Annotated in this window: 22 protein-coding genes; 10 read left to right on the top strand and 12 right to left on the bottom strand. The window is 64.3% G+C overall.

Annotation, left to right across the window (positions count from 1 at the left end):
- Positions 1-21: 21 nt before the first annotated feature.
- The 3 genes from IPF49_13200 to IPF49_13210 all read right to left on the bottom strand — a co-directional run bounded on the left by IPF49_13200 (position 22) and on the right by IPF49_13210 (position 2,191).
- Positions 22-405 carry an ATP-dependent zinc protease gene (locus tag IPF49_13200; GenBank protein MBK6288565.1) on the bottom strand — a complete coding sequence of 128 codons (384 nt, stop codon included), beginning with the start codon at positions 403-405 and terminating at the stop codon, positions 22-24.
- 491 nt (positions 406-896) lie between these two features.
- Complete coding sequence (locus IPF49_13205) at positions 897-1,112, bottom strand: hypothetical protein (GenBank protein MBK6288566.1); 216 nt, start codon at positions 1,110-1,112, stop codon at positions 897-899.
- Positions 1,113-1,267: 155 nt separating this feature from the next.
- Positions 1,268-2,191, bottom strand: a complete 924-nt coding sequence (locus IPF49_13210; protein ID MBK6288567.1) for a LysR family transcriptional regulator — start codon at positions 2,189-2,191, stop codon at positions 1,268-1,270.
- A gap of 121 nt (positions 2,192-2,312) precedes the next feature.
- Here IPF49_13210 and glpK point away from each other — a divergent pair, with 121 nt between their 5' ends.
- On the top strand, positions 2,313-3,824 hold the full coding sequence (gene glpK, locus IPF49_13215; GenBank protein MBK6288568.1) for a glycerol kinase GlpK: 1,512 nt from the start codon (positions 2,313-2,315) through the stop codon (positions 3,822-3,824).
- A gap of 31 nt (positions 3,825-3,855) precedes the next feature.
- On the opposite strand, the gene argF is transcribed toward glpK, so the two are convergent.
- Both argF and IPF49_13225 read right to left on the bottom strand, forming a co-directional pair.
- Positions 3,856-4,752 carry an ornithine carbamoyltransferase gene (argF, locus tag IPF49_13220; GenBank protein ID MBK6288569.1) on the bottom strand — a complete coding sequence of 299 codons (897 nt, stop codon included), beginning with the start codon at positions 4,750-4,752 and terminating at the stop codon, positions 3,856-3,858.
- A 30-nt stretch (positions 4,753-4,782) separates the two neighbouring features.
- Positions 4,783-5,958, bottom strand: a complete 1,176-nt coding sequence (locus IPF49_13225; GenBank protein ID MBK6288570.1) for an aspartate aminotransferase family protein — start codon at positions 5,956-5,958, stop codon at positions 4,783-4,785.
- Between the two features lie 250 nt (positions 5,959-6,208).
- On the opposite strand from IPF49_13225, the gene grxD reads away from it, so the two are divergent.
- Positions 6,209-6,544: a Grx4 family monothiol glutaredoxin gene (grxD, locus tag IPF49_13230; GenBank protein ID MBK6288571.1), complete on the top strand. Its 336-nt coding sequence runs from the start codon at positions 6,209-6,211 to the stop codon at positions 6,542-6,544.
- Here grxD and rnt read toward each other — a convergent pair whose 3' ends face one another.
- The gene (gene rnt, locus IPF49_13235) at positions 6,545-7,162 is read right to left on the bottom strand and encodes a ribonuclease T (GenBank protein ID MBK6288572.1); all 618 of its coding nucleotides are present in this window, start codon (positions 7,160-7,162) and stop codon (positions 6,545-6,547) included.
- Between the two features lie 55 nt (positions 7,163-7,217).
- Positions 7,218-8,270 (bottom strand): dihydroorotase, encoded by a 1,053-nt coding sequence (gene pyrC, locus IPF49_13240; protein ID MBK6288573.1) that lies wholly within the window; start codon positions 8,268-8,270, stop codon positions 7,218-7,220.
- A 561-nt stretch (positions 8,271-8,831) separates the two neighbouring features.
- Here pyrC and IPF49_13245 point away from each other — a divergent pair.
- The 3 genes from IPF49_13245 (at position 8,832) to IPF49_13255 (ending at position 12,283) form a co-directional block, all read left to right on the top strand.
- Positions 8,832-9,320, top strand: coding sequence for an OmpA family protein (locus tag IPF49_13245; protein MBK6288574.1), 489 nt, complete (start codon positions 8,832-8,834; stop codon positions 9,318-9,320).
- 159 nt (positions 9,321-9,479) lie between these two features.
- Positions 9,480-10,697, top strand: coding sequence for an argininosuccinate synthase (locus IPF49_13250; protein MBK6288575.1), 1,218 nt, complete (start codon positions 9,480-9,482; stop codon positions 10,695-10,697).
- The gene (locus tag IPF49_13255) at positions 10,697-12,283 is read left to right on the top strand and encodes a peptide chain release factor 3 (GenBank protein ID MBK6288576.1); all 1,587 of its coding nucleotides are present in this window, start codon (positions 10,697-10,699) and stop codon (positions 12,281-12,283) included. The genes IPF49_13250 and IPF49_13255 overlap by 1 nt, the downstream gene beginning before the upstream one ends.
- Before the next feature lie 72 nt (positions 12,284-12,355).
- Here the strand turns inward: IPF49_13255 and IPF49_13260 are convergent, their stop codons facing one another.
- The gene (locus IPF49_13260) at positions 12,356-12,835 is read right to left on the bottom strand and encodes a glutathione peroxidase (GenBank protein ID MBK6288577.1); all 480 of its coding nucleotides are present in this window, start codon (positions 12,833-12,835) and stop codon (positions 12,356-12,358) included.
- A 255-nt stretch (positions 12,836-13,090) separates the two neighbouring features.
- Here IPF49_13260 and IPF49_13265 point away from each other — a divergent pair, with 255 nt between their 5' ends.
- The 4 genes from IPF49_13265 (at position 13,091) to IPF49_13280 (ending at position 16,705) form a co-directional block, all read left to right on the top strand.
- A complete protein-coding gene (locus tag IPF49_13265; GenBank protein ID MBK6288578.1) occupies positions 13,091-14,488 on the top strand; it encodes a GIY-YIG nuclease family protein in 1,398 nt (465 codons plus the stop codon).
- 77 nt (positions 14,489-14,565) lie between these two features.
- Entirely contained in the window at positions 14,566-15,300 is a 735-nt protein-coding gene (locus IPF49_13270; GenBank protein MBK6288579.1) for a class I SAM-dependent methyltransferase, read from the top strand.
- 8 nt (positions 15,301-15,308) lie between these two features.
- Positions 15,309-15,617: a hypothetical protein gene (locus IPF49_13275; GenBank protein ID MBK6288580.1), complete on the top strand. Its 309-nt coding sequence runs from the start codon at positions 15,309-15,311 to the stop codon at positions 15,615-15,617.
- Positions 15,599-16,705 carry a serine hydrolase gene (locus tag IPF49_13280; GenBank protein ID MBK6288581.1) on the top strand — a complete coding sequence of 369 codons (1,107 nt, stop codon included), beginning with the start codon at positions 15,599-15,601 and terminating at the stop codon, positions 16,703-16,705. Before IPF49_13275 ends, IPF49_13280 begins: the two co-directional genes overlap by 19 nt.
- Before the next feature lie 15 nt (positions 16,706-16,720).
- On the opposite strand, the gene IPF49_13285 is transcribed toward IPF49_13280, so the two are convergent.
- Together IPF49_13285 and IPF49_13290 are read right to left on the bottom strand one after the other, a co-directional pair.
- On the bottom strand, positions 16,721-17,218 hold the full coding sequence (locus IPF49_13285; protein ID MBK6288582.1) for a thioesterase family protein: 498 nt from the start codon (positions 17,216-17,218) through the stop codon (positions 16,721-16,723).
- Positions 17,219-17,392: 174 nt separating this feature from the next.
- The gene (locus tag IPF49_13290; GenBank protein MBK6288583.1) at positions 17,393-18,685 is read right to left on the bottom strand and encodes an acyl-CoA dehydrogenase family protein; all 1,293 of its coding nucleotides are present in this window, start codon (positions 18,683-18,685) and stop codon (positions 17,393-17,395) included.
- Between the two features lie 160 nt (positions 18,686-18,845).
- Between IPF49_13290 and IPF49_13295 the strand changes: the two genes are divergently transcribed.
- Positions 18,846-19,742: a helix-turn-helix transcriptional regulator gene (locus IPF49_13295; GenBank protein ID MBK6288584.1), complete on the top strand. Its 897-nt coding sequence runs from the start codon at positions 18,846-18,848 to the stop codon at positions 19,740-19,742.
- A 20-nt stretch (positions 19,743-19,762) separates the two neighbouring features.
- On the opposite strand, the gene IPF49_13300 is transcribed toward IPF49_13295, so the two are convergent.
- Together IPF49_13300 and IPF49_13305 are read right to left on the bottom strand one after the other, a co-directional pair.
- Positions 19,763-20,527, bottom strand: coding sequence for an SDR family oxidoreductase (locus tag IPF49_13300; GenBank protein MBK6288585.1), 765 nt, complete (start codon positions 20,525-20,527; stop codon positions 19,763-19,765).
- A gap of 35 nt (positions 20,528-20,562) precedes the next feature.
- The gene (locus tag IPF49_13305) at positions 20,563-21,633 is read right to left on the bottom strand and encodes a phosphotransferase (GenBank protein MBK6288586.1); all 1,071 of its coding nucleotides are present in this window, start codon (positions 21,631-21,633) and stop codon (positions 20,563-20,565) included.
- Between the last annotated feature and the right edge of the window lies 1 nt (position 21,634).

Here is a 21,634-nt window from a genome sequence, read left to right on the forward strand (position 1 = left end):
GACGGGTCCCGGAGGGCGCGATTACGGTTTGGCGTTGTTGATCGTGAAGCGGCGCGCGACATCGACCAGCGCCTGGTCGCGCAGGAAATTGCGACCGAGCAGGACCGGATAATTGTAGGTGGAGCGGTCGGCGAGCGAGAATTCGGTGAACTGGTCGATGCTGCCGATCGTGGCCTTGAGTGAAATGACGTAGCGGCGCCCACCTCCGTTGGCGATCGCTGCGGATCGTACCACCGGACGCGAGATCTCGGTGGCCTGTCCGGATTCGCGATCGATCAGCTGGAATTTCACCCAGCTCTTGCCATCGCGCTCGAACTCGCGGATGTCGCGCGCATCGAGCGAGGATGTGGTGGCGCCAGTATCGAGTCGCGCTTTCATCTTGAGCCCCGGCGGGTCGATTGCCACGTATTCAATGCCACCCAGGATGGGTAATACACTCTTCGGACGCTCCGGCGCCTGCGGTTTGGGCGCAGGCGGAGGCGGTTCGCACACTACCGGTGCAGGTTCCGGTGGTGCGGGCTCGACGATCTCCTCCTGCGCTGGCGGTGCCGGCGCGGGTTCCGGTTCCGGCTCAGGTGTCGGTTCCAGCGCAGGGGGGGCAGGCTCGGGTGCCGGCAATTCGGTTTGTGGCGGAGTTGCCGGTTTCACTGGCGCGCTCTGGCATCCCTGTAGCAGGACTGCGAGACAGAGCAGCATGGGCGCGAGGCGTGAAATCCGGCTGGTCATTATTCAATGCATTCCAGTAAACCGACTATCCCGCGAACTATAGAGCGACTGCAGGGGGCGGGCAATCAATGACTAGCGCCGCGCAATGCGCTACAGCAGGATTGTGACAAATTTACCGGCAGGTTTCACCACCCGTGGCTAACGGGCTTGCGGCCGTTGCGCGCGCAATCTCAATGCACGGTACGGGTGCTTGCTTCCATTTCGGCGAGTTCGAGCTCTTCGGGCTCGAGAGCGATGCTCGATACTTCGATGACTTCCCAATGCTCGTCCAGGTAGCTGCGCAATTCCCCCACCACCGCGGTCATCGCGTCGATGGCCTGGCTGATATGCTCGAGCGTCGAGAAAATCGACTCGGGGCTCATCGGGCGAGATTTCTTCTCACTCATCAAAACGCCTCCGTCGGCCACGGTGCGGCCTGCCTGAATGGGATGGCCCCAGATATGGGGTGAGCCCGGGGCATGGCCACAACATGCAGTGGGCGATGTCCTCGCACAAGGATAGACCAGTATGCGCGCATCGACTGCGCCATATTCGGGGAACATCAGGCTGCGGGAATGATGCCGGACAGGTTCGCGAAACAGGTCTGGCGCGCAAAGCCCATGAAATCGCGGATATAGGCATGGTCGCGTTGCTCGGCGCGGATCGCGGCATGCAGCGTGGTCCACAGCCCGTTCACGCCGAGTGGCCGCGATACCAGGAAATCCTTGCCCTCGTATTCGCTGATGGCCCAGTTCGGCAATGCCGCCACACCACGATTACTGGCCACGAGCTGGATAATCATCATGGTCAGCTCGGCCGTGCGCAGGCTGGCGGGTTCCACCCCCGCAGGATCGAGGAACTGGCTGAACAGGTCCAGGCGCGAGCGCTCGACCGGATAACAGATCAGTATTTGCTGCGCCAGGTCGGAAGGTGCGATGTATTCCCTTGCAGCCAGCGCGTGCCGCGGCGACATGGCAAGGCGCACCTCGTAGCGGAACAGGGCTTCGTAATGCAGCCCCGGGATATCGACGGGGTCGGCGCTGATCACCAGGTCGAGATCGCCGCGCGCGAGCGCCTGCAGCGGAGCAAAACTGAAGCTGGTCGAAAGGTCGAGTTCGACCTCCGGCCAATGGTGGCGAAAGGTGTTGATGGTAGGCATCAACCATTGAAAGCAACTGTGGCATTCGATGGCCAGGTACAGGCGGCCGGTTTCGCCGCCGGCAAGGCGGTCGAGATCGATTTCCGCGGCGCGCAGCTGCGGCAGGATCTCGTCGGCCAGCGCCAGCAGGCGTTGCCCGGCGCTGGTAAAGCGCACCGGGCGGGTCTTGCGCATGAACAGCGAGCATTGCACCCGATCCTCCACATCCTTGATCTGGTGCGACAGCGCGGATTGGGTGAGGCACAAGCGCTCCGCGGCCTCCACCAGGCTGCCGGTGTCACGCAATGCCGCCAGCGTGCGAAGATGGCGTAATTCGATCCTGGCCATGGGAATGCTCCGGTCGGCGAAGGGTTCGATTGAATCGTTCGCATGTTCGAGACAAAGTGCATGAAAAATTCTATTGATGTGTGGCTGTTCGATCAAGCCCCATTTCACGCGAGGTTCACCGATGAGCATTCTCCTGTCGATCGATCAGGGCACCACCAGTTCGCGGTGCATCGCCTTTGACGAGCATGGCACCCAACTCGCCAGCGCCCAGCAGGAGTTCGCCCAGCATTTCCCTCGCGATGGCTGGGTCGAGCACGATCCGGAGGATATCTGGCAGACAACGCTGGTTACCCTGGCCGAGGTCATCGCGGCGCTCGGTGCGACCAGCGACGAGATCGCGGCGATCGGTATCAGCAACCAGCGCGAGACCACGGTGGTGTGGGATCGTGGCAGCGGCAAGCCGGTGTATCCGGCGATCGTATGGCAGGACCGGCGCACCGCGGAGCAGTGCCGGCGGCTGCAGGATGCGGGGTGCGAGGAATGGGTTGCCGAGCGTACCGGCTTGTTGCTCGATCCGTATTTCTCGGGCACCAAGCTGGCCTGGATACTCGATAACGTGGATGGCTGTCGGCAGCGTGCCGAGGCGGGCCAACTCGCGTTCGGCACCATCGACAGCTTCCTGCTGTGGCGGCTCACTGGCGGCGCACGTCATTGCACCGACGCCAGCAACGCCGCGCGCACCCTGCTGTTCAACATCAGGACCCAGGAATGGGACCAGGATCTGCTCGAGCTGTTGCGCGTTCCCGCTGCGCTGTTGCCGGAAGTGCTCGATTCCAGCGCCGATTTTGGCTGTGTTGCGGCCGGATTGCCCGCGGCGGGAGTGGCGATATGCGGTATGGCGGGTGATCAGCAGGCTGCGTTGATCGGCCAGGGTTGCCTGGGCCCGGGGCAGGCCAAGTGTACCTACGGCACCGGCGCATTCCTGGTGCTGAACACCGGTGAAACACCGGTTTATTCGCGCAACCGACTGCTTGCCACGGTGGCCTTTCGGGTGGACGGAAGGACCAGCTACGCGATGGAGGGCAGTATTTTTGTCGCTGGTGCCGCGGTCAAATGGCTGCGCGACGCGCTGCACCTGGTGGAGCACGCCGCCGATACCGAGAGCATCGCCGCGCGCGCGGGTGACGCGGGCGGTGTGTACCTGGTACCGGCATTCACCGGTCTCGGCGCGCCGCACTGGGACCCCCAGGCGCGTGGCGCCATTCTCGGTCTGACCCGCGACAGCGGGCTCGATGCGATCGTGACCGCAACCCTGCAGTCGATGGCCTACCAGACGCGTGATCTGCTCGAGGCGATGGGGCGCGACGGTACGCGGCTGCAAGCGCTGCGGGTCGATGGCGGCATGTCGGTAAACAACTGGATGCTGCAGTTCATGGCCGACCTGCTCGGCATGCCGGTCAGTCGCCCCCGCATGACCGAGACGACCGCGCTGGGGGTGGCCAGCCTTGCGGGCTATCGCCAGGGCGTGCTGCCATCGCTGGCTCATCTGCCATCGCTGTGCGGTGAGGACCGGCGCTTCACTCCCGGCATGAGTGATGCCCGGCGCGAACAACTCTACGCCGGTTGGCTGGATGCGGTTGCGCGGGTGCGGACTCCGTCGCGCTCCGCGAGCGAGCCGCCGTCCGCGGGCTGAAGCCGCGGTGCGGCCTTGGCGGGCTCGCGGCTCAGGCGTTGAGCAAGAATTCGATCAGCGCCTTCTGGGCGTGGAGTCGATTCTCCGCCTCGTCCCAGATGACGGTGTCCGGATTGTCCATCAGTTCGGCGCTGATTTCCTCGCCGCGATGCGCAGGCAGGCAATGCATGTACAGCACATCCGGTGCCGCCACATCCAGCAGGCTCGAGTTCAGCTGGTAGTCGGCGAAGGCCACGCAACGGCGGGCCTGCTCTTCTTCCTGTCCCATCGAGGCCCACACATCGGTGGCGAGCAGATGGGCGTCGCGTGCCGCTTCGCGCGGATCGCGCAGTACCGTCACGCGGTCGCGATTCGCGGCCACCAGCGCGGCATCGGGCTGATAATCCCCGGGGCAGGCGATGCGCAGCTCGAAATCGAACTGCCGTGCCGCGTTGATATAGGAATGGCACATATTGTTGCCATCACCGATCCAGGCCACGCGCTTGCCGCGGATGCTGCCGCGGTGCTCGACGAACGTCTGCACGTCGGCCAGCAATTGGCAGGGATGATATTCGTCGGTGAGCCCGTTGATCACCGGTACCCGCGAGAACGCCGCAAATCGCTCGATGATGTCATGTCCAAAGGTGCGGATCGTCACGATATCGACCATGGACGAGATCACCCGGGCGGTGTCCTCGATTGGTTCGCCGCGTCCGAGCTGGGTGTCGCGCGGCGAGAGAAACAGCGAATGGCCGCCGAGCTGTGCCATGCCGACCTCGAAGGAGACGCGGGTACGGGTGGAGGACTTCGCGAAGATCATGCCCATCACGCGATTGGCGCAGCTCTGCGTGCCGCGCGGAGCGCGCTTCATTTCAATGGCGCGCGCGATCAGCGCCTCGAGTTCCGCGGGACTGAAGTCCAACAGCGTCAGGAAATGCCGTACCGACATCGTGCATGCCTCTCGGGGAAGTGCGGAGTTTCAGGCCGCGTCGTGGGCGGCGCCTGTCGTGGTTGCGAGCAGGCCGGCCAGGGTCTCGACGATCCGGTCGATCTGTTGTGCGGTGATGATCAGCGGCGGCAGCAGGCGCACCACTTTATCCGCGGTGACGTTGATCAGCAGGCCGCGTTCCAGCGCCGCCTCGACCAGGTAAGCGCAGGGTGCCCCCATTTCGATGCCGACCATCAGTCCGCGTCCGCGGATTTCGACGACCCCGGGCAGCCCGGCCAGTCGCGCCTGCAGACCAGCGACGAGCCGCTCGCCCATGCGCGCGGCATTGCCGCACAGATCCTCGGTCAGGATGGTATCGAGCACGCTGTTGGCGGCCGCGCAGGCCAGCGGATTGCCGCCGAAGGTCGAGCCATGATTGCCCGGATGGAACACCTCTGCCGCCGCGCCGCGCGCAAGGCACACACCGATCGGCACGCCATTGCCGAGACCCTTCGCGGTGGTCAGCACATCGGGAACGGCCGAAGTGTGCTGGAACGCAAACATGCGCCCCGTGCGTCCGTTGCCGGTCTGCACCTCATCGAGCATCATCAGCCAGCCCTGCGCGTCGCACAGCGCGCGCACCGCCTCGAGATAGCCCTCCGGGGCGAGCCGGATACCCGCTTCGCCCTGGATCGGTTCGAGCAACACCGCGACGATGCTGCTGTTGTTGCGCGCGATACCCTGCAGTTCCTCGATGGCGCCGAAGCGCGCGCGCACGAAGCCGCCGACCAGCGGCTCGAAGCCGGCTTGTACCTTGCGGCTGCCGGTGGCCGAAAGCGTCGCCAGGGTGCGCCCGTGAAACGAGTTCTCCATGACGATGATCGAAGGCTTTTCGATATCCCTGCCATGTCCGTAGAGGCGCGCGATCTTGATTGCCGCCTCGTTTGCCTCGGCACCCGAATTGCCGAAGAAAACGTTGTCCATGCCGCTGATCCCGACCAGCCTGGCGGCGAGTTGCTGCTGCTGGGCAATCGCATAGAGGTTCGAGGTGTGGAGCAGGCGGCCCGCCTGCTCGCTGATCGCGCGGGTGACGCCCGGGTGTGCGTGCCCGAGGCCGCACACCGCGATGCCCGCGAGGGCGTCGAGATAGCGCCGGCCCTCGGTATCGAAAAGCCATGCGCCCTCGCCGTGCGTGAAGCACACATCGAGGCGCTTGTAGGTTGGCATGATCGGCTGCGTGCCCATGTGTTCTCCGTGCCAAAACGCAAAGAGGCAGCACACGCTGCCTCCCCGAAAGAGCGCGGATGCTATCAACAAACAGGGGGCAGTGACAAATGGGAATCCGGGGCAATTGTCACGCGCGCGAAATCGGGAAGGGGGGGTGAGGGACTAATCCCGATCGTCTTGCTAGGTTATTGCCGGTGAGTTGTGTAGAATCCCTCGGCATTGCAGCAGTAACTACCGGCAGAGGCGCACCATGTCGCAGGAAATCATTGAAGTCATCAAGCAGCAGATCGAGAGCAACCCGGTCATTCTCTTCATGAAGGGTTCGCCGAACCAGCCGCAGTGCGGCTTCTCCGCGCGCGCCTCGCAGGTGCTGATGGCCTGCGGCGAGCGTTTCGCCTATGTCGACATCCTGAGCAATCCCGATATCCGCGCCAACCTGCCGGCCTACGCCAACTGGCCCACCTTTCCGCAGTTGTGGATCAAGGGTGAACTGATCGGTGGATCGGACATCATTGCCGAGATGCACGAGAAGGGCGAGTTGCTGCCCCTGGTAAAGGACGCCGTCAGCACTGCCGCGGCAAGCTGATCAGGATCCCTCGATGACGGGCGGCCAGCCGCCCGTATCTTTCCAGCGGTTCACCACCGCACAGAACAATTCCGCGGTTTTCGAGCAATCGTAGCTGGCGCTGTGCGCCTTGCGGGTGTTGAAAGCGATCCCCGCCATTTCGCAGGCTTTTGCCAGCACGGTCTGGCCGTACGCCATGCCGGCCAGCGTCACGGTGTCGAAGGTGCTGAAAGGGTGGAAGGGATTGCGCTTGATCTTCTGCCGCTCGGCGGCCGCAAACACGAAGCCATGATCAAAGAATGCGTTGTGACCGACCAGGATCGCGCGTTTGCAGCCCGCCTCGCGGACCGCGCGGCGGATATCGCCGAACAGCGCATGCATCGCCTCGTTCTCGGCGATCGCTCCGCGCTCGAGCGCATAGGGGTCGATGCCGGTGAAATCGAGCGATGCCTGTTCGATGTTGGCGCCCTCGAAGGGCAGTACTGCGTGGCAGATGGTGCGCTCGCACTCGAGGTATCCGGCGCCGTTCATCGTCAGCAGGGTCGCGGCGATTTCGAGCAGGGCATCGCTGCGGGAATCGAAGCCGCCGGTTTCCACGTCGACCACCACCGGCAGATAACCGCGAAAGCGCTCCGCCATCGGCGCATCGGAGTCACGGTCCGTTTCCGCCTCGGTCAGCCATTCCCGTTGCATGTCAGCTCGCTGCTCCGTCGATGCGCCATGCGAGTTGCTCGCCGGCCCGCATGGGTATCAGGGTGTCGTCGCCAAGCGCGAGGCTTGCCGGGCTGGTCCAGCTTTCGCGCCGCAGCCGGATCCGGTCGGCGTTGCGTGGCAGGCCGTAGAAATCCGCACCGTGGAGGCTTGCGAAGCCTTCCAGCCGCTCGAGTGCCGCGTGCGCCTCGAACACTTCCGCGTAGAGTTCGAGCGCGGCATGCGCGCTGAAGATGCCGGCGCAACCACTGGCGCACTCCTTGGTCAGGCGCGTATGCGGTGCCGAATCCGTGCCGAGGAAAAAACGCGGCGAACCACTCGTGGCGGCTTCGATCAACGCTTGCTGGTGAAGATTGCGCTTCAGCACCGGCAGGCAATAGAGATGCGGTCGAACCGCGCCTGCCAGCAGGTGATTGCGGTTGTAGAGCAGATGGTGCGGGGTGATGGTGGCGGCGAGTTGCGCCGGGCCGGCCATCACGAAATCCACGGCCTGTTTGGTGGTGATGTGCTCGAATACCACTTTCAGCCCCGGAAAATCCCTGAGCAGCGGTTCGAGCACCGTATCGATGAATACCTGTTCGCGATCGAACACGTCGATCTCCGGCGCAGTCACTTCGCCGTGTACCAGCAGTGGCATGCCGCGGCGTTCCATCTCGCCCAGAACCGCGTGCACCCGGCGGATGTCGGTCACGCCGGCTTCGCTGTTGGTGGTTGCTCCGGCCGGGTACAGCTTCACGCCGTGCACGCAGCCGCTCGCCTGGGCGCGGGCGATCTCCCCGGGGTCGGTCGCGTCGGTGAGGTAAAGCGTCATCAGCGGCTGGAAGTCGGCAATGGCGAGCCGTGGATCGAGCACCGCGAGGATCCGCTCGCGATACGCCAGTGCGGCTGCCGTGGTCGTGACCGGTGGTTTCAGGTTCGGCATGACGATGGCGCGGCGGAATATCCGTGCCGTCGCATTCACGGTCAGCGGCAGCAGTTCGCCGTCGCGCAGATGGAGGTGCCAGTCATCCGGCCTGAGGATATCGAGATGTTGCATCGTGGCGCTTGTGGGGCGAAAGAGCCGGCGATGCTAGCGGAAAAGCGCCTCCAGAGGTACCGTTTGCGCGAGGGTGGGGTAAAGTTCCCGCGGTGGTCGTCGATAACATCGGCGTGGATTCCTGTCACCGGGTGGATGGTGCACAAAAATTTCGGTCGGGTCGGACACGGACTCGGGGCAATGCGCAAATGCCCCGGCGTGTTGCTGTCCGTGTGGCTGGCGCTGTTCGCGGTGCTGTGTCAGGCCACGGAATATATCCCGGTGGCTGCCGAGGCGCAGTGGCGCCTGAAAACGTCGGCACACGAATGTCGCCTGTCACAGCCGATTCCGTATTTCGGCGAAGCCGTGTTCCGGCAGCGCGAAGGCGAGGCGCTCCAGTTCCGTCTCAGCACCAGCCAGATGGTATGGGCCGGTGCCTCGCGCCTGCTGGTGAAAGCGCCACCCTGGCGGGAACCGATCGAGCCGGTGGATCTGGGTCTGGTGGTGGTGCGCCCGGGTGCGGTGCCGGTCGAGCTCGACGAGGCACTGGCGGGAAGAATGCTTGCCGCGCTGTTCGAGGGTCTGTCGCCGGTGTTCGATGCCATACCTTCGTATGCGGTCACCGGGACCAATTCCGTCGGGCTGGTCGCGGTCAATTTCCGCCGTGCCTACACGGACTACCGGGATTGTGTCGCGACGCTGCCCGCCGCCGCCGATCACGATGTCGGTGACCAGGATCCCGGGCGCACCCGTATCCCGTTTGCGACCGGGGTGTACCGGCTGGATGGGGCCGGGCGTGCGCGGCTGGATAGTGTTGCGTTGCATGTACAGCAGCAAGAGGGATTGAAAGCCATCTACGTCGATGGTTACACCGACGATACCGGAAGCGACGCCATCAATCGCGAGATCTCGCAGCGCCGCGCCCAGGGCGTCACCAGCTATCTGGTCAGCAGGGGTGTGGCAGCATCACTCATTACCACGCGCTTTCACGGTTCGCGCTACCCTGCCGCACCCGGTCGCAGCGCCGCGGCCCGCGCGCAGAACCGGCGGGTGACCGTGCGCATCGAATAATCGCCGCGGGCGGCCAGCGCGCGCGGGTATCGCGCTTGCAAACAGGATTCCGGATACAAATACGCCATTTTGCCCGCCTTCGTACTGGGATCGCGCAGTCCGCATCGCTAAAATACCGCCCCTTCATTCGACGCTCCGGTCAGTTGCAGGGGATCTCATATGACAGCTGTGAAAAAAGTGGTGCTGGCCTATTCCGGCGGCCTCGATACCTCGGTGATCGTGCGCTGGCTGCAGGAGACATACCGTTGCGAGGTGGTGACCTTCACCGCGGACATCGGCCAGGGCGAGGAGGTCGAGCCGGCGCGCGCGAAAGCCAAGCTGCTCGGCGTGAAGGAAATCCATATCGAGGATCTGCGCGAGGAATTCGCCCGCGAGTACGTCTACCCGATGTTCCGCGCCAATGCGATCTATGAAGGCGAGTACCTGCTGGGCACTTCGATCGCGCGTCCGCTGATCGCCAAGCGGCTGGTGGAAATCGCCGCGGCCTGCGGCGCGGACGCGATCTCGCACGGCGCCACCGGCAAGGGCAATGACCAGGTGCGTTTCGAGCTCGGCGCCTACGCGTTGATGCCCGGAGTGCGGGTGATCGCGCCCTGGCGCGAGTGGGATCTCGGCTCGCGCGAGTCACTGCTCGCGTATTGCGAGCAGCACGGTATTCCGGTGGAGATGAAGCGGGGCAAGAAGTCGCCCTATTCGATGGATGCCAACCTGCTGCATATCTCCTACGAGGGTGGCAACCTCGAGGATCCGTGGTGCGAGCCCGAGGAGGACATGTGGCGCTGGTCGGTGGCGCCGGAGGCGGCACCCGACAAGCCGACCTACGTCGAGCTGGGCTTTCGTGGTGGCGACGTGGTGAGCGTGGACGGGCAGGCGATGAGTCCTGCAAACGTGATGCTGCATCTCAACAAGGTTGCCGGTGACAACGGTGTCGGGCGTCTCGATCTGGTCGAGAACCGCTATGTGGGCATGAAATCGCGCGGATGTTATGAAACTCCGGCCGGTACCGTGATGCTGAAGGCGCACCGGGCCATCGAATCGCTGACCCTGGATCGCGAGGTCGCGCATCTCAAGGACGAGTTGATGCCGCGCTACGCGAAGCTCGTCTACAGCGGCTACTGGTGGTCACCCGAGCGGCGCATGCTGCAGAGCGCGATCGATGAATCCCAGCATTGGGTGAGCGGTACCGTTCGTCTCAAGCTCTACAAGGGCTCGGTGTCGGTGGTCGGGCGCAAATCCGACGACAGCCTGTTCGATGCGCATATCGCGACCTTCGAGGATGACCGCGGCGCCTATAACCAGAAGGACGCCGAGGGCTTCATCCGCCTCAACGCGCTGCGCATGCGCATCGCGGCCAGCCGCGGACGTCGTCTCGATTGATGGATCCCCAGGCGCTCAAGAAGGAAGTTGCCCGCCGCCGCACCTTCGCGATCATCTCGCACCCGGATGCGGGCAAGACCACGATTACCGAGAAGCTGCTGCTGTTTGGCAATGCGATCCAGCTCGCGGGCACGATCAAGGCGCGCAAGAGCGGCCGTCACGCGACCTCCGACTGGATGACGATGGAGCAGGAGCGCGGCATCTCGGTCACTTCCTCGGTGATGCAGTTCCCGTACCGCGACCGGGTGGTGAACCTGCTCGACACACCCGGCCACGAGGATTTCTCGGAAGATACCTACCGCACCCTGACCGCGGTCGATTCGGTGCTGATGATCATCGACGCGGCCAAGGGCGTGGAGGATCGCACCATCAAGCTGATGGAGGTGTGTCGCCTGCGTGATACGCCGATTCTCAGCTTCATCAACAAGCTCGACCGCGAAATCCGCGAGCCGATCGAGTTGCTCGACGAGATCGAATCCGTGCTGGGCATCAAGGCCGCGCCGGTCAACTGGCCGATCGGCAGCGGCAAACGTTTCAAGGGCCTCTACGATCTCTACACCGATACCATTCACGTGTACCGTCAAGGGCAGGGCAGTCGTATCCCGGACGATGTGCGGATCAAGGGCATCGACAGTGCAGAAGCGGCGACGCTGCTCGGCGATCTGCTCGAGGAGCTGAAGTCAGAGGTGGAACTGGTGCGTGGCGCGAGCCATGCTTTCGCCAAGGAAGACTATCTCGCGGGCAAGCTCACGCCGGTTTTCTTCGGTACCGCACTGGGCAATTTCGGTGTGCGCGAAATGCTCGACGCTTTTATCGAGTGGGCGCCGGCACCGGCCGCGCGCGCCACCGAAACGCGCATGGTGCAGTCGGTGGAGCCGGCCTTCAGCGGCTTCGTGTTCAAGATCCAGGCAAATATGGATCCGCGGCACCGCGATCGCATCGCATTCATGCGGGTGTGCTCGGGCACCTACGAGCGCGGCATGAAAATGCACCATGTGCGCCTCGGCAAGGACGTGAAGGTGGTCGATGCGGTGACCTTCCTGGCCGGCGAACGCTCGCAGACCGAGGAGGCAATGGCCGGCGATATCATCGGCCTGCACAATCACGGCACGATCCAGATCGGCGATACCTTCAGCGCGGGTGAGGCACTGAAGTACACCGGCATACCCCACTTCGCGCCGGAGCTGTTCCAGCGCATCCGGCTGCGTGACCCGTTGAAGATGAAGCATCTGCAGAAGGGGCTGCAGCAGCTCTCGGAAGAAGGCTCGACGCAGGTGTTCATGCCGCTGCGCAACAACGAACTGATCGTCGGCGCGGTGGGTACGCTGCAGTTCGAGGTGGTCGCATTCCGGCTCAAGGACGAGTACAAGGTCGATTGCGTCTACGAGGCGGTCAACGTGTACACCGCGCGCTGGGTGGATTGCCCGGACGAACGCAAGCTGGAGGAATTCCGGACCAAGGCCTACGAGCACCTTGCGCTCGACGGCGGCGGGCATCTTGCCTACCTGGCGCCGACCCGCGTCAATCTCAATCTCACGATGGAGCGCTGGCCGGACATCCGTTTCCGCGCCACCCGTGAACACTGACTGGCGCCAGCGCTTCGACACCAGGTGGCTGCAATTCGCGGTCAGTCCTCATGCGCCGCGGTGACATCCGGATCACAGCAGCGCCGTGATTTTTTCCTCGAGATCCGCGGGCGTCACGGTCGGCGCAAAGCGCTCGAGCACCTTGCCCTTGCGACTGACCAGGAACTTGGTGAAGTTCCACTTGATTCCCGTTGATCCCAGCAGTCCCGGGGCCTCGGCCTTGAGATACTTGAACAGCGGGTCGGCGTCGCTGCCGTTCACCTCGACCTTGGCGAACATCGGAAACTTCACGTCAAACTTGGTCTGGCAGAAGCTCAGGATCTCGGCATCGTTGCCGGGGTCCTGGTGACCGAACTGATTGCAGGGGAAGCCGAGAATCGCGAGACCCTTTGCGGCGTATTTTTCGTGCAGCGCCTCCAGTCCCTCGAACTGCGGCGTAAAGCCGCACTTGCTGGCGGTATTCACGATCAGCATTACCTGGCCCTGATAATCCTTCAGCGATTTTTTCTCGCCCTTCGACGTATTGCAGCTGAACTCGTAGATAGATGTCATGCGCTACCCCTTGATGATGGATTGATTGCAGTCGCGCAACCGTCGCTGCCGCCTTTCGCGATTGCCGGCCTGACATGATACTACTCGTCATGGCGTTGGCTGGATCACCCGGCGCCGTTAGCCCTGCACCGTTGCGGCAGCGCCATCGCCGCAGGCGTGCACGGTTCGACGCCCGAGATCGACGCCCGAGATTGCCCCGCGGCCACGCTGCTGCCACAATGACTGTACATGGATACAGTTTCCGGATGGTGCGGCATGCTGCAAGGCGCCTATGCTTACGTCGATATCGAGACCACCGGTTGCAACCCGGTACATGACCGCATTACCGAAATCGCGATCATCAGTGTGCGTGACGGCGTGGTGACCGAGCGCTGGCAGCAGTTGATCGACCCCGGCATCTCCATTCCCGAATCGATACAGGCGCTGACCGGTATCAGCAACGCAATGGTTGCCGAGCAGCCCGCCTTCGAACAGCTCGCGACCGAAGTGCACGAGCGCCTCGATGGCGTGACATTCGTGGCTCACAACGCACGTTTCGATCACGGCTTTCTGCGCAACGCGCTGAAGCGCAGTGAGCTGGCGCTGCGCGGGCCGGTGCTGTGCACCGTGAAGCTCTCGCGGCGCTTGTTTCCGCAGCACTCGCGTCACAATCTCGACGCACTGATCGAGCGCCATGGTCTGCAGTGCGCTTCACGCCATCGTGCGATGGGCGATGCGGAGGCGATCCGGCAATTCGTGTCGCTGGTTGTGGAAAACGGGGCGGCGGAGACGGTGCAGGCGCATATCTCCGAACTGACCCGGAGGCCATCGTTGCCGCCAAGGCTGTCATGGGAGCGGCTCGAGCAGATCCCGGATACACCCGGCGTGTACCTGTTTTACGACGAGCGGGGTACTCCGCTCTACGTTGGCAAGAGCATCAACCTGCGCACCCGGGTGCTCGCGCATTTCGCGGCCGATCACAGCAGTCAGCGCGAGATGCAGATCGCCCGGCAGACCGCGCAGGTCGACTGGCAGGAATGTGCCGGTGAACTGGGTGCACTGTTGCGCGAGGCACAACTGGTAAAGGAGCTGGCGCCGGTATACAACCGCCAGCTGCGCCGCCACGCGGCACTGGTCAGCATCCGCTGGAACATGGTCGAGGATGCGATGCCCTCGATTGTCGGCGGCGCCGAAGTGCATGCGGGTGGCCTTGGCAATCTCCACGGCTTGTTCCGCTCCAGGGCGCAGGCAAAAAAAATCCTGCTCGAGCTCGCCGACGAACATCGCCTGTGCCTGCGCCTGATCGGTCTCGAGAAGGCGGGTCGCGGTGCCTGCTTCCGCTACCAGGTAGGCAAATGCAGTGGTGCCTGCGCCGGGCATGAAAATCCATTGCAACACCAGGCGCGGCTTGCTGCCGCGCTGACCAGACTCAAGCTCGTGAGCTGGCCGTGGAAGGGCGCCATCGGCATCCGCGAACAGCACGCGGCGAGCGCGCGCGAGGAACTGCACGTGATCGATCGCTGGTGTTATCTGGGCAGCTTCAGCGACGAGGAGGAACTGCGTCAGCCGGACCTGTTTGCACGGCGTCCGGCCTTCGACATGGACACCTACAAGCTGCTGGTGAAGCACCTGATGCGCAACAAGCGCGCCCGGGTGGTGCAGCTGTCGTGCTGAGCCGTGTCTTGTCGTGGAGCGTGCAGTGTGTATGATCAGGCTCGCAACATCGTGCAAGCAAAGCAGGAGGCGGCGTGATGAAATCGATACTCGCGATGATGCTCGCCTGCTGGGTCCTCGCATCACCGGCGCTGGCAGGCGCCACAGCGGATCTTGCCGCGCCGGGGCGCCCGGACACGGACCTCAAGCGCGATGCCCTGGATCATCCACAGGAAGTGCTGGCGTTCGCGGACGTGCAACCCGGGATGGTCATTGCGGACGTCTTCGGGGGCACGGGGTATTACGCCGAGCTGGTCGCGCAGATCGTGGGGCCGCAGGGCCGGGTTTTTCTGCACAACAACGCGGCCTACCTGGGTTTCGTGGGCGAGGCGCTCGAGAAGCGCCTGCAGGACAACCGCCTGCCCAATGTGACGCGACTCGACAGCGAGGCGGATGCGCTCGGCTTGCCGGCCGCGGGTCTCGACGGGGTGTTTCTGGTGCTCGCCTATCATGATTTCTTTTTCAGTGACAAGGACTGGTCGGTTACCGCGAGGCAGGTGATGCCGCAATTGCGTGCGGCGCTGAAGCCCGGTGCTTTTCTGCTGGTAGTGGATCACCGTGCCAGGCCGGGGGCAGGCACCCTGGCGGCCCAGGAGCTGCACCGCGTCGAGGAGTCGTCGGCGCGCGCCTCGATCGAGTCGTTCGGATTCGAATTCGTCAAAAGCAGCGAACTGTTGCGCAATCCCGGCGACGATCGCACGCAATCGGCCTTTGCGCCCGGTCTGCGTGGCAAGACCGATCGCTTCATGCACCTGTATCGCAACCCCGACTGAGCGTGGCAATGGATGTTCTTGCCTTGGCATCGCGGCGCGCCCGCGTGCTTGCGCTCCTGATGGTGGGCTTCGTCGTGACGGGCTGCGATGCCTCGCGCTCGCTGGACAATGCAACGCGTTACGCCGCGCGCATGAGTTGCTCCTGCGTGTACGTTAGCGGACGCGATTTGCCGGACTGTCTCGCCGATCTGCCGCCGCAGGCGGAATGGCTCGCTATCGATGTCGATCGCGCGGCGCACGCGGTGACCGCCCAGGCGCTTTGGGCCAGCGGGCGCGCGCACTACACGGAGGGCCGCGGGTGCCGGCTCGAGGACTGATCCTGGCGCTGGCGTGGCTGCTCGCCGCGCCGGTGCTCGCGGCGCAGTGGCCCGGTGATGAGTGGGCCGTGCACCGCATTGACCCCGTGCTCGATGCGCAGGTGGACACGGCTTTCGCCGAGGCTGCGCCGGCACCGCTCGCGGGCGTGCGGGCGTTGCTGGTGGTGCGGGGAGGCGAGATCGTTGCCGAGCGCTACCGTGGCGGGTTCGACGCATCGAGCCGTTTCCTGTCGTGGTCGATGGCCAAGAGCTTCGCGCATGCGCTGGCCGGCATCATGGTGCGCCAAGGGCGCATCGCGCTCGACACACCGCTGCCGGTGCCCGAGTGGCAACTCGTGGCCGACGATCCGCGGCGCGCGATCACGCTCGATAACGCGCTGCGCATGTCGACCGGGCTCGCTTTCGACGAGAACTATGAACGTCTCGCCAGCTCGGATGCGATTCGCATGCTGTTCGGTGATGGTGCCGGCGATATGGGGCATTACGCGGCCAGCCGGCCGCTGCTGTATCCACCCGGCACGCACTGGGAGTATTCCTCCGGCACCACCAATATCGTCTCGCGGGTGATCCGTGATCTGGCCGGCGGCACCGAGGACGCCTACCGCGGGTTCATCGCACGCGAACTGCTGGAGCCGATCGGCATTCGCGATGCGGTTCTCGAGTTCGACGCCTCCGGCACGCTTATCGCCTCCTCGCTGATTTTCATGAGTGCGCGGGACTACGCGCGCTTCGGTTTGCTGTATCTGCGCGGTGGTGTATGGAACGGTCGGCGGATATTGCCCGAGGGCTGGGTGCGCCACGCCAGCACACCGACCGCGGGAGCCGGCGGTCGCTACGGTGCGCATTGGTGGCTGTCGGGATTCGCGAGCCCCCGCCGGGTAGCACATGCCACGCGCGAATTTCCCGCGGATGCGTTCATGGCGCAGGGGCACCAGGAACAATCGATCATCGTCGTGCCCTCGCGTGATCTGGTGGTGGTCTGCCTGTCGCTGATAGACGATGAGGACGTCTCGGCGCTGAAGGATTACCTGGTGCGGATCGTGGAGCTGGCTGCGGCGTCACGCCTGGCGGGTGCCGTGAATGACTGAGCCGTCGCGGATCGTTCAGATGGAAATCGCGCCGCTCGGCGGCGCGGTCCAGTCCAGAGCGCGCTGGCGCGCCATCAATACATCGATGCCGTTTGCGACAACGACAGGCAGCGGTACGGTGCGCCGCGCGTCGAGATCGGCAGCCGCGGAAACGAACTCGACGACGCTGGCGAGCCGGTCGTGCGTGATGTTGAGCAGGAACACGTGCCCCTGCACGCGCTTTTCGTTGCGGGCGGTGAATCTCAGGAACAGCGAGATTTCCTCGCCCACGTGCACCTCCTGCAAAAACCAGATGTGGTGCTCGAGATCGAAGAGACCGACCCGCTGCGTGCGCACCCATTCTTCGCTGATGCCGAGCAGTTCGAGCAATGGATCGCTCGTCAGGTCGTACATCGTCAGGTGATGCTTCACGTTGACGTGACCGTTCATGTCCTCCCACTCTTTCGGCACGCGCACCCGCGCCAGTTCGGGAAGCTGTCGCACCTGCTCGGGCGTGGGCATCGTGACTCGCACTGCTCGGACTCCTGCGCCGGCATGGACCGGCCGCTTGCACCATCGAACGCGGGCCCTATCCTGACTTCGCAGACGCAATCCATCAAGTGCGGGATCGGGTCGAAGCGGTGTCGACGCCCGCGGCTTTTCCGGGTTCAGGGGGCGGTACGGCCCAGGGCCCCCTCGCGGTCCTGCTCAGCCGCGAGGGGCTCCCGCCGGCTCCTGCGTCGCGCACATCATGCCAGTCTCGCTCTGCACCAGGTACGCGTCCAACCCGCCGCGCCGCTTGCCGGCGCGCCGCATCTCCTGTTTCGCCACCGAACGCAGGTGCACCTCGTCGGGCCCATCTGCCAGGCGCAAAACCCTGCCCCAGGTCCAGAGCATCGCGAGCGGCGTGTCGGCGCTGAGCCCCATGGCCCCGAAGGTCTGCATGGCGCGGTCGCAGACTGCCGCCTGCACGCGCGGCACCAGCGCCTTGATCATGGCGATCTCGTGCGCTGCCGCTTGCAGCCCCGCGCGATCCATGAGCCATGCTGCCTTGAGCACCAGAAGGCGCGCCTGCTCGATCTCGATGCGCGACAGCGCGATCCACTCGGCCACGGTGCCGTGCTGATGAAGATACCTGCCGAAGGTCCGACGCTCGGCCGCCCTTGCGCACATCAGTTCGAGCGCCAGTTCGCACTGGCCGATGGAGCGCATGCAGTGGTGCACGCGTCCCGGGCCGAGCCTTGCCTGCGCGATGGCGAACCCGGCGCCCTCGTCGAGGATCAGGTTCGTGGCGGGCACATGAACGTCTCGAAAAGTGAGTTCGCAGTGGCCTTCGGCCGAAAAGTGCTGCATGACCGGCAAGTCGCGCACGATTGTGACGCCCGGTGTATCGAGCGGGACGAGAACCATGCTCTGGCGTTGGTGCGAGGGCCCATCCGGGTCGGTCATTCCCATGACGATCGCGACCTTGCAATGGGGGTGCGCCGCACCGGAGATGAACCACTTGCGGCCATTGATGACGTACTGCTCGCCCGTGCGTCGAATCGAGGTCTGGATATTCGTCGCGTCCGACGACGCCACATCCGGTTCGGTCATGGCGAAACAGGACCGGATGGTTCCATCGAGCAGCGGGTCGAGCCAGTGTTCGCGCTGACCGGGCGTTGCGAACAGGTGCAGTATCTCCATGTTGCCGGTGTCGGGGGCACTGCAGTTGAACACCTCCGAGGCCCATGCAACGCGACCCATGATTTCGGCCAGCGGCGCGTACTCGAGGTTGCTCAGTCGCTGCCCCGGCTCGTCGTCCTTCAGGCCCGGCAGGAACAGGTTCCACAGCCCCTCCGAGCGCGCCAATTGCTTCAGTTCCTCCACCACCGGCGGATGGCGGCTGCCGGCTGCCAGTTCGCTCGCGTAGCGGGGCATCGCCGGAATGATGTAGCGTTCCATGAACTCCAGCAGCTGGTGCCGGAGAGCTTCGGTTCGCGGGGAATATTCAAAATCCATGACCGGAGACCTCCAATTGCAGCAGGCCGAGCGTGGGATTCTGGCGCATGGCGCGCTTGCTTAGCACAATGAATTTATTGCATTCTGGGAAACCATGACGACGCGTCCGCACACGACCACTTTGACGACCAGGCGACCCGAATTCATTCGGGCAAACTCGGTGTCCCGGGCGCTGGCTGCAGTCGTCGACCGTTGGTCGCTGCTGATCCTGGCCGCGGCATTCCAGGGTACGAAGCGGTTTGATGAATGGCGCAACGGCATCGGCATTTCCAGCAACATTCTCACTTCGCGCCTGGAGCGGCTCGTCGCTCTCGGCTGCCTGCGAAAGGCCGTGGTGGCGGACGGCAAACGGCGCCAGGAATATCGGCTGACCCCGATGGGCGCCGATCTCTATCCAACGGCACTGATGTTCTGGCGCTTCGACCGCCTCTGGTCGCAGCGACGCGCCATGCAGCCGACGACCCTGACGCATGCCGCCTGCGGCGCCGTGATGACCCCGGTCCTCGTCTGTGCACACTGTCGTGCGACGGTCCGGGCACGCGACGTCCGCTACGAGGATGGGCCCGGCGCCGGACTCGAGCGCATGCCCTCGCCCAAGTCCAGCCGGCGAATTGCCGCGCCGCCGGACGAGGGCGCAAAGCTTCACCTGCTGGCTGGCGAATCGATCGACCATTTCGGCGATCGCTGGACGCAGCAGGTGCTGTCGACGTTCTTCCTCGGCGCGCGACGTTTCGATGACATCCGCACCCAGTGCGGCGTGGCCACCAACATCCTCGCCGATCGACTGAAGCTGCTCGTGGAGCACGGCACGCTGCAACGGCGCGCCTGTGCTGCCGACCCGCGTCATCACGAGTATGTCCTGACGCCCAAGGGCATGGACCTCTACCCGATCATCCTGACCCTGATGAAGTGGGGTGATCGCTGGCTTGCCGGAAAGTCCGGCCCGCCCCTGATCCTGTACTGCGCTCGCTGCAATCACGTGCTCGACGCGGTTGTCGCGTGTGATCAATGCAGCGGGCGGCTCGATCCGCACGAGGTCAGTTTCCGGCGCAACTGAATTCCACCGTCGACCCGTCATCATGACGGCTCCCTGATGGTGATGCCCCCGTCCACGATCAGGGTCTGCCCGGTGATGTACGCCGCCGCCCGCGACGCGAGGAACACCGCGACCCCGCCGATGTCCGCGGGCTCCCCCATCCGCCGCGCAGGCGTGCCTTGCTCCACGTGCTTCAGCAATGTCTCGTTTTCCCAGAGAGCTTTTGAAAAATCCGTCTTGATCAGGCCCGGTGCGATGCAGTTGGCGCGTATGCCGTCCGCGCCCCATTCGACGGCAAGGCTCATCGCCAGCGAGGAGTCCGCGGCCTTCGACATGCCATAGACCGCCAGCGTCGGGCTGCCCTGGCGGCTGCCGATGCTCGAGACGATGATGATGCTGCCGCCACCGCTTGCGACCATGTGCGGCGCCGCCATGTTGCACAGCCAGAAGTTGCTCCTGACGTTGCTGTTCATGATCTTGTCATAGACCTCGTCGGGCATTTTTGCCATCGACCCGAAGTACGGATTCACGGCGGCGTTGCACACCAGGATGTCCAGCCGCCCGAACCGCGCCACGGTCTGGTCGATGAGATTCTGCAACTGCTCCTTTTCGGACACGTTGCAGGGAACGACGATGGCCTCGCCACCCTCTGCCGTGATTGCATCGACCACCGCCTGGCAGGCGGCAGGTTTCCGACTGGAGACGACCACTTTTGCGCCGGCGCGGGACATGCACTGCGCCGTGGCACGACCGATCCCGCGGCTGGAGCCGGTAATTACGGCCACCTGGCCGGTCAGGTCAAACATGCTTCATTCCTCCGAGTTGATGGTAACGTCCCGGGTCAACCGCCACTGGCCAGAGCCCAGCCGGATGCCGCGACCTTTCGATAACAGTCCCCAAACATGAGTGCCGTCTCCGAACTGGCATTGCCGGCCAGCGCGCGCCGATACACGCCGCACTGCATGGCAGCAGTGCGGTAAAGGCTGAAGGCCATGTAGAACCGCCAGTCCGGAATGTCCGCGTGCCCGGTGCGGTGGGCATAGGCAGCCAGGTAGTCCGTCTCCGAAGGGATGCCGAGAGCGGCAATGTCCACGCCGGTGAAGCCGGCAGCGACCGGATCCCCCGCTGGCAGGTGATAGGTCATGCAGTTGAACGAGAGGTCGCAGAGCGGCTCGCCGATCGTCGACAACTCCCAGTCGAGGATGGCCACCACCCGCGCTTCGCGTTCATCGAATATCAGGTTGCCGATCCGGAAGTCGCCATGCGCGATCGCCGCCGATTCGCGGGCGGGCACGTGGGCGACCAGCCAGTCACCCAACTGGTCCATGGCGGGAACTGTTTCGGCGCTTGCCGCGATGTACTGCTTGCGCCACCGCGCGATCTGGCGTGCCACGTACCGGGTTGGCTTGCCGAAATCGCCGAGGCCGCTGCCCTCCCAGTCGAAGTTGTGCAGTCGTGCCAGCGCATCGTTCATGGCGTCGTAGATACCCGCACGCTCGGTCGGCGTCAGGCCGGGCAGCAGCGGATCCGTGAAGATCCGGCCCGGCTGGTAGTCCATGACGTAGAAAGGCGTGCCGATGACCGCGGCGTCGTCGCAGTAGACACGCGTGCGCGGCACCGGCACGTCGCCCGCCGCCAGTGCGCCCAGCACGCGGTATTCGCGATCGATGGCATGAGCCGATTCCGCCAGCGTCCCCTGCGGCTTCTTGCGCAGCACGTGCTCGCCCGCCGGCGACTGCAGGTGGAACGTCGGATTGGACTGGCCACTCGCAAACTGGCGCACCGCCAAGGGGCCGGCAAACCCGGGCAGGTTCCGCTCGAGCCACGCGGCGAGCCGTGCTTCGTCAAACCGGTGACGCTCGGCCGTCGGCCGTGTCCCGGGGCGTTCCGTTATCTGTGCTGTGGTGGTCATG

This window comes from Gammaproteobacteria bacterium (assembly GCA_016705365.1).
Lineage (GTDB): Bacteria > Pseudomonadota > Gammaproteobacteria > Pseudomonadales > UBA5518 > UBA5518.

Excerpts from the sequence above, each read along its gene's own strand:
- IPF49_13300 (MBK6288585.1), bottom strand. The coding sequence starts at position 20,527 with ATGTTTGACCTGACCGGCCAGGTGGCCGTAATTACCGGCTCCAGCCGC.
- IPF49_13260 (MBK6288577.1), bottom strand. The coding sequence starts at position 12,835 with ATGACATCTATCTACGAGTTCAGCTGCAATACGTCGAAGGGCGAGAAA.
- IPF49_13205 (MBK6288566.1), bottom strand. The coding sequence starts at position 1,112 with ATGAGTGAGAAGAAATCTCGCCCGATGAGCCCCGAGTCGATTTTCTCG.
- grxD (MBK6288571.1), top strand. The coding sequence starts at position 6,209 with ATGTCGCAGGAAATCATTGAAGTCATCAAGCAGCAGATCGAGAGCAAC.
- IPF49_13225 (MBK6288570.1), bottom strand. The coding sequence starts at position 5,958 with ATGCCAACCTACAAGCGCCTCGATGTGTGCTTCACGCACGGCGAGGGC.
- IPF49_13270 (MBK6288579.1), top strand. The coding sequence starts at position 14,566 with ATGAAATCGATACTCGCGATGATGCTCGCCTGCTGGGTCCTCGCATCA.
- IPF49_13210 (MBK6288567.1), bottom strand. The coding sequence starts at position 2,191 with ATGGCCAGGATCGAATTACGCCATCTTCGCACGCTGGCGGCATTGCGT.
- IPF49_13305 (MBK6288586.1), bottom strand. The coding sequence starts at position 21,633 with ATGACCACCACAGCACAGATAACGGAACGCCCCGGGACACGGCCGACG.
- IPF49_13275 (MBK6288580.1), top strand. The coding sequence starts at position 15,309 with ATGGATGTTCTTGCCTTGGCATCGCGGCGCGCCCGCGTGCTTGCGCTC.
- pyrC (MBK6288573.1), bottom strand. The coding sequence starts at position 8,270 with ATGCAACATCTCGATATCCTCAGGCCGGATGACTGGCACCTCCATCTG.
- glpK (MBK6288568.1), top strand. The coding sequence starts at position 2,313 with ATGAGCATTCTCCTGTCGATCGATCAGGGCACCACCAGTTCGCGGTGC.
- IPF49_13255 (MBK6288576.1), top strand. The coding sequence starts at position 10,697 with ATGGATCCCCAGGCGCTCAAGAAGGAAGTTGCCCGCCGCCGCACCTTC.
- IPF49_13250 (MBK6288575.1), top strand. The coding sequence starts at position 9,480 with ATGACAGCTGTGAAAAAAGTGGTGCTGGCCTATTCCGGCGGCCTCGAT.
- rnt (MBK6288572.1), bottom strand. The coding sequence starts at position 7,162 with ATGGCGGAGCGCTTTCGCGGTTATCTGCCGGTGGTGGTCGACGTGGAA.
- argF (MBK6288569.1), bottom strand. The coding sequence starts at position 4,752 with ATGTCGGTACGGCATTTCCTGACGCTGTTGGACTTCAGTCCCGCGGAA.
- IPF49_13290 (MBK6288583.1), bottom strand. The coding sequence starts at position 18,685 with ATGGATTTTGAATATTCCCCGCGAACCGAAGCTCTCCGGCACCAGCTG.
- IPF49_13265 (MBK6288578.1), top strand. The coding sequence starts at position 13,091 with ATGCTGCAAGGCGCCTATGCTTACGTCGATATCGAGACCACCGGTTGC.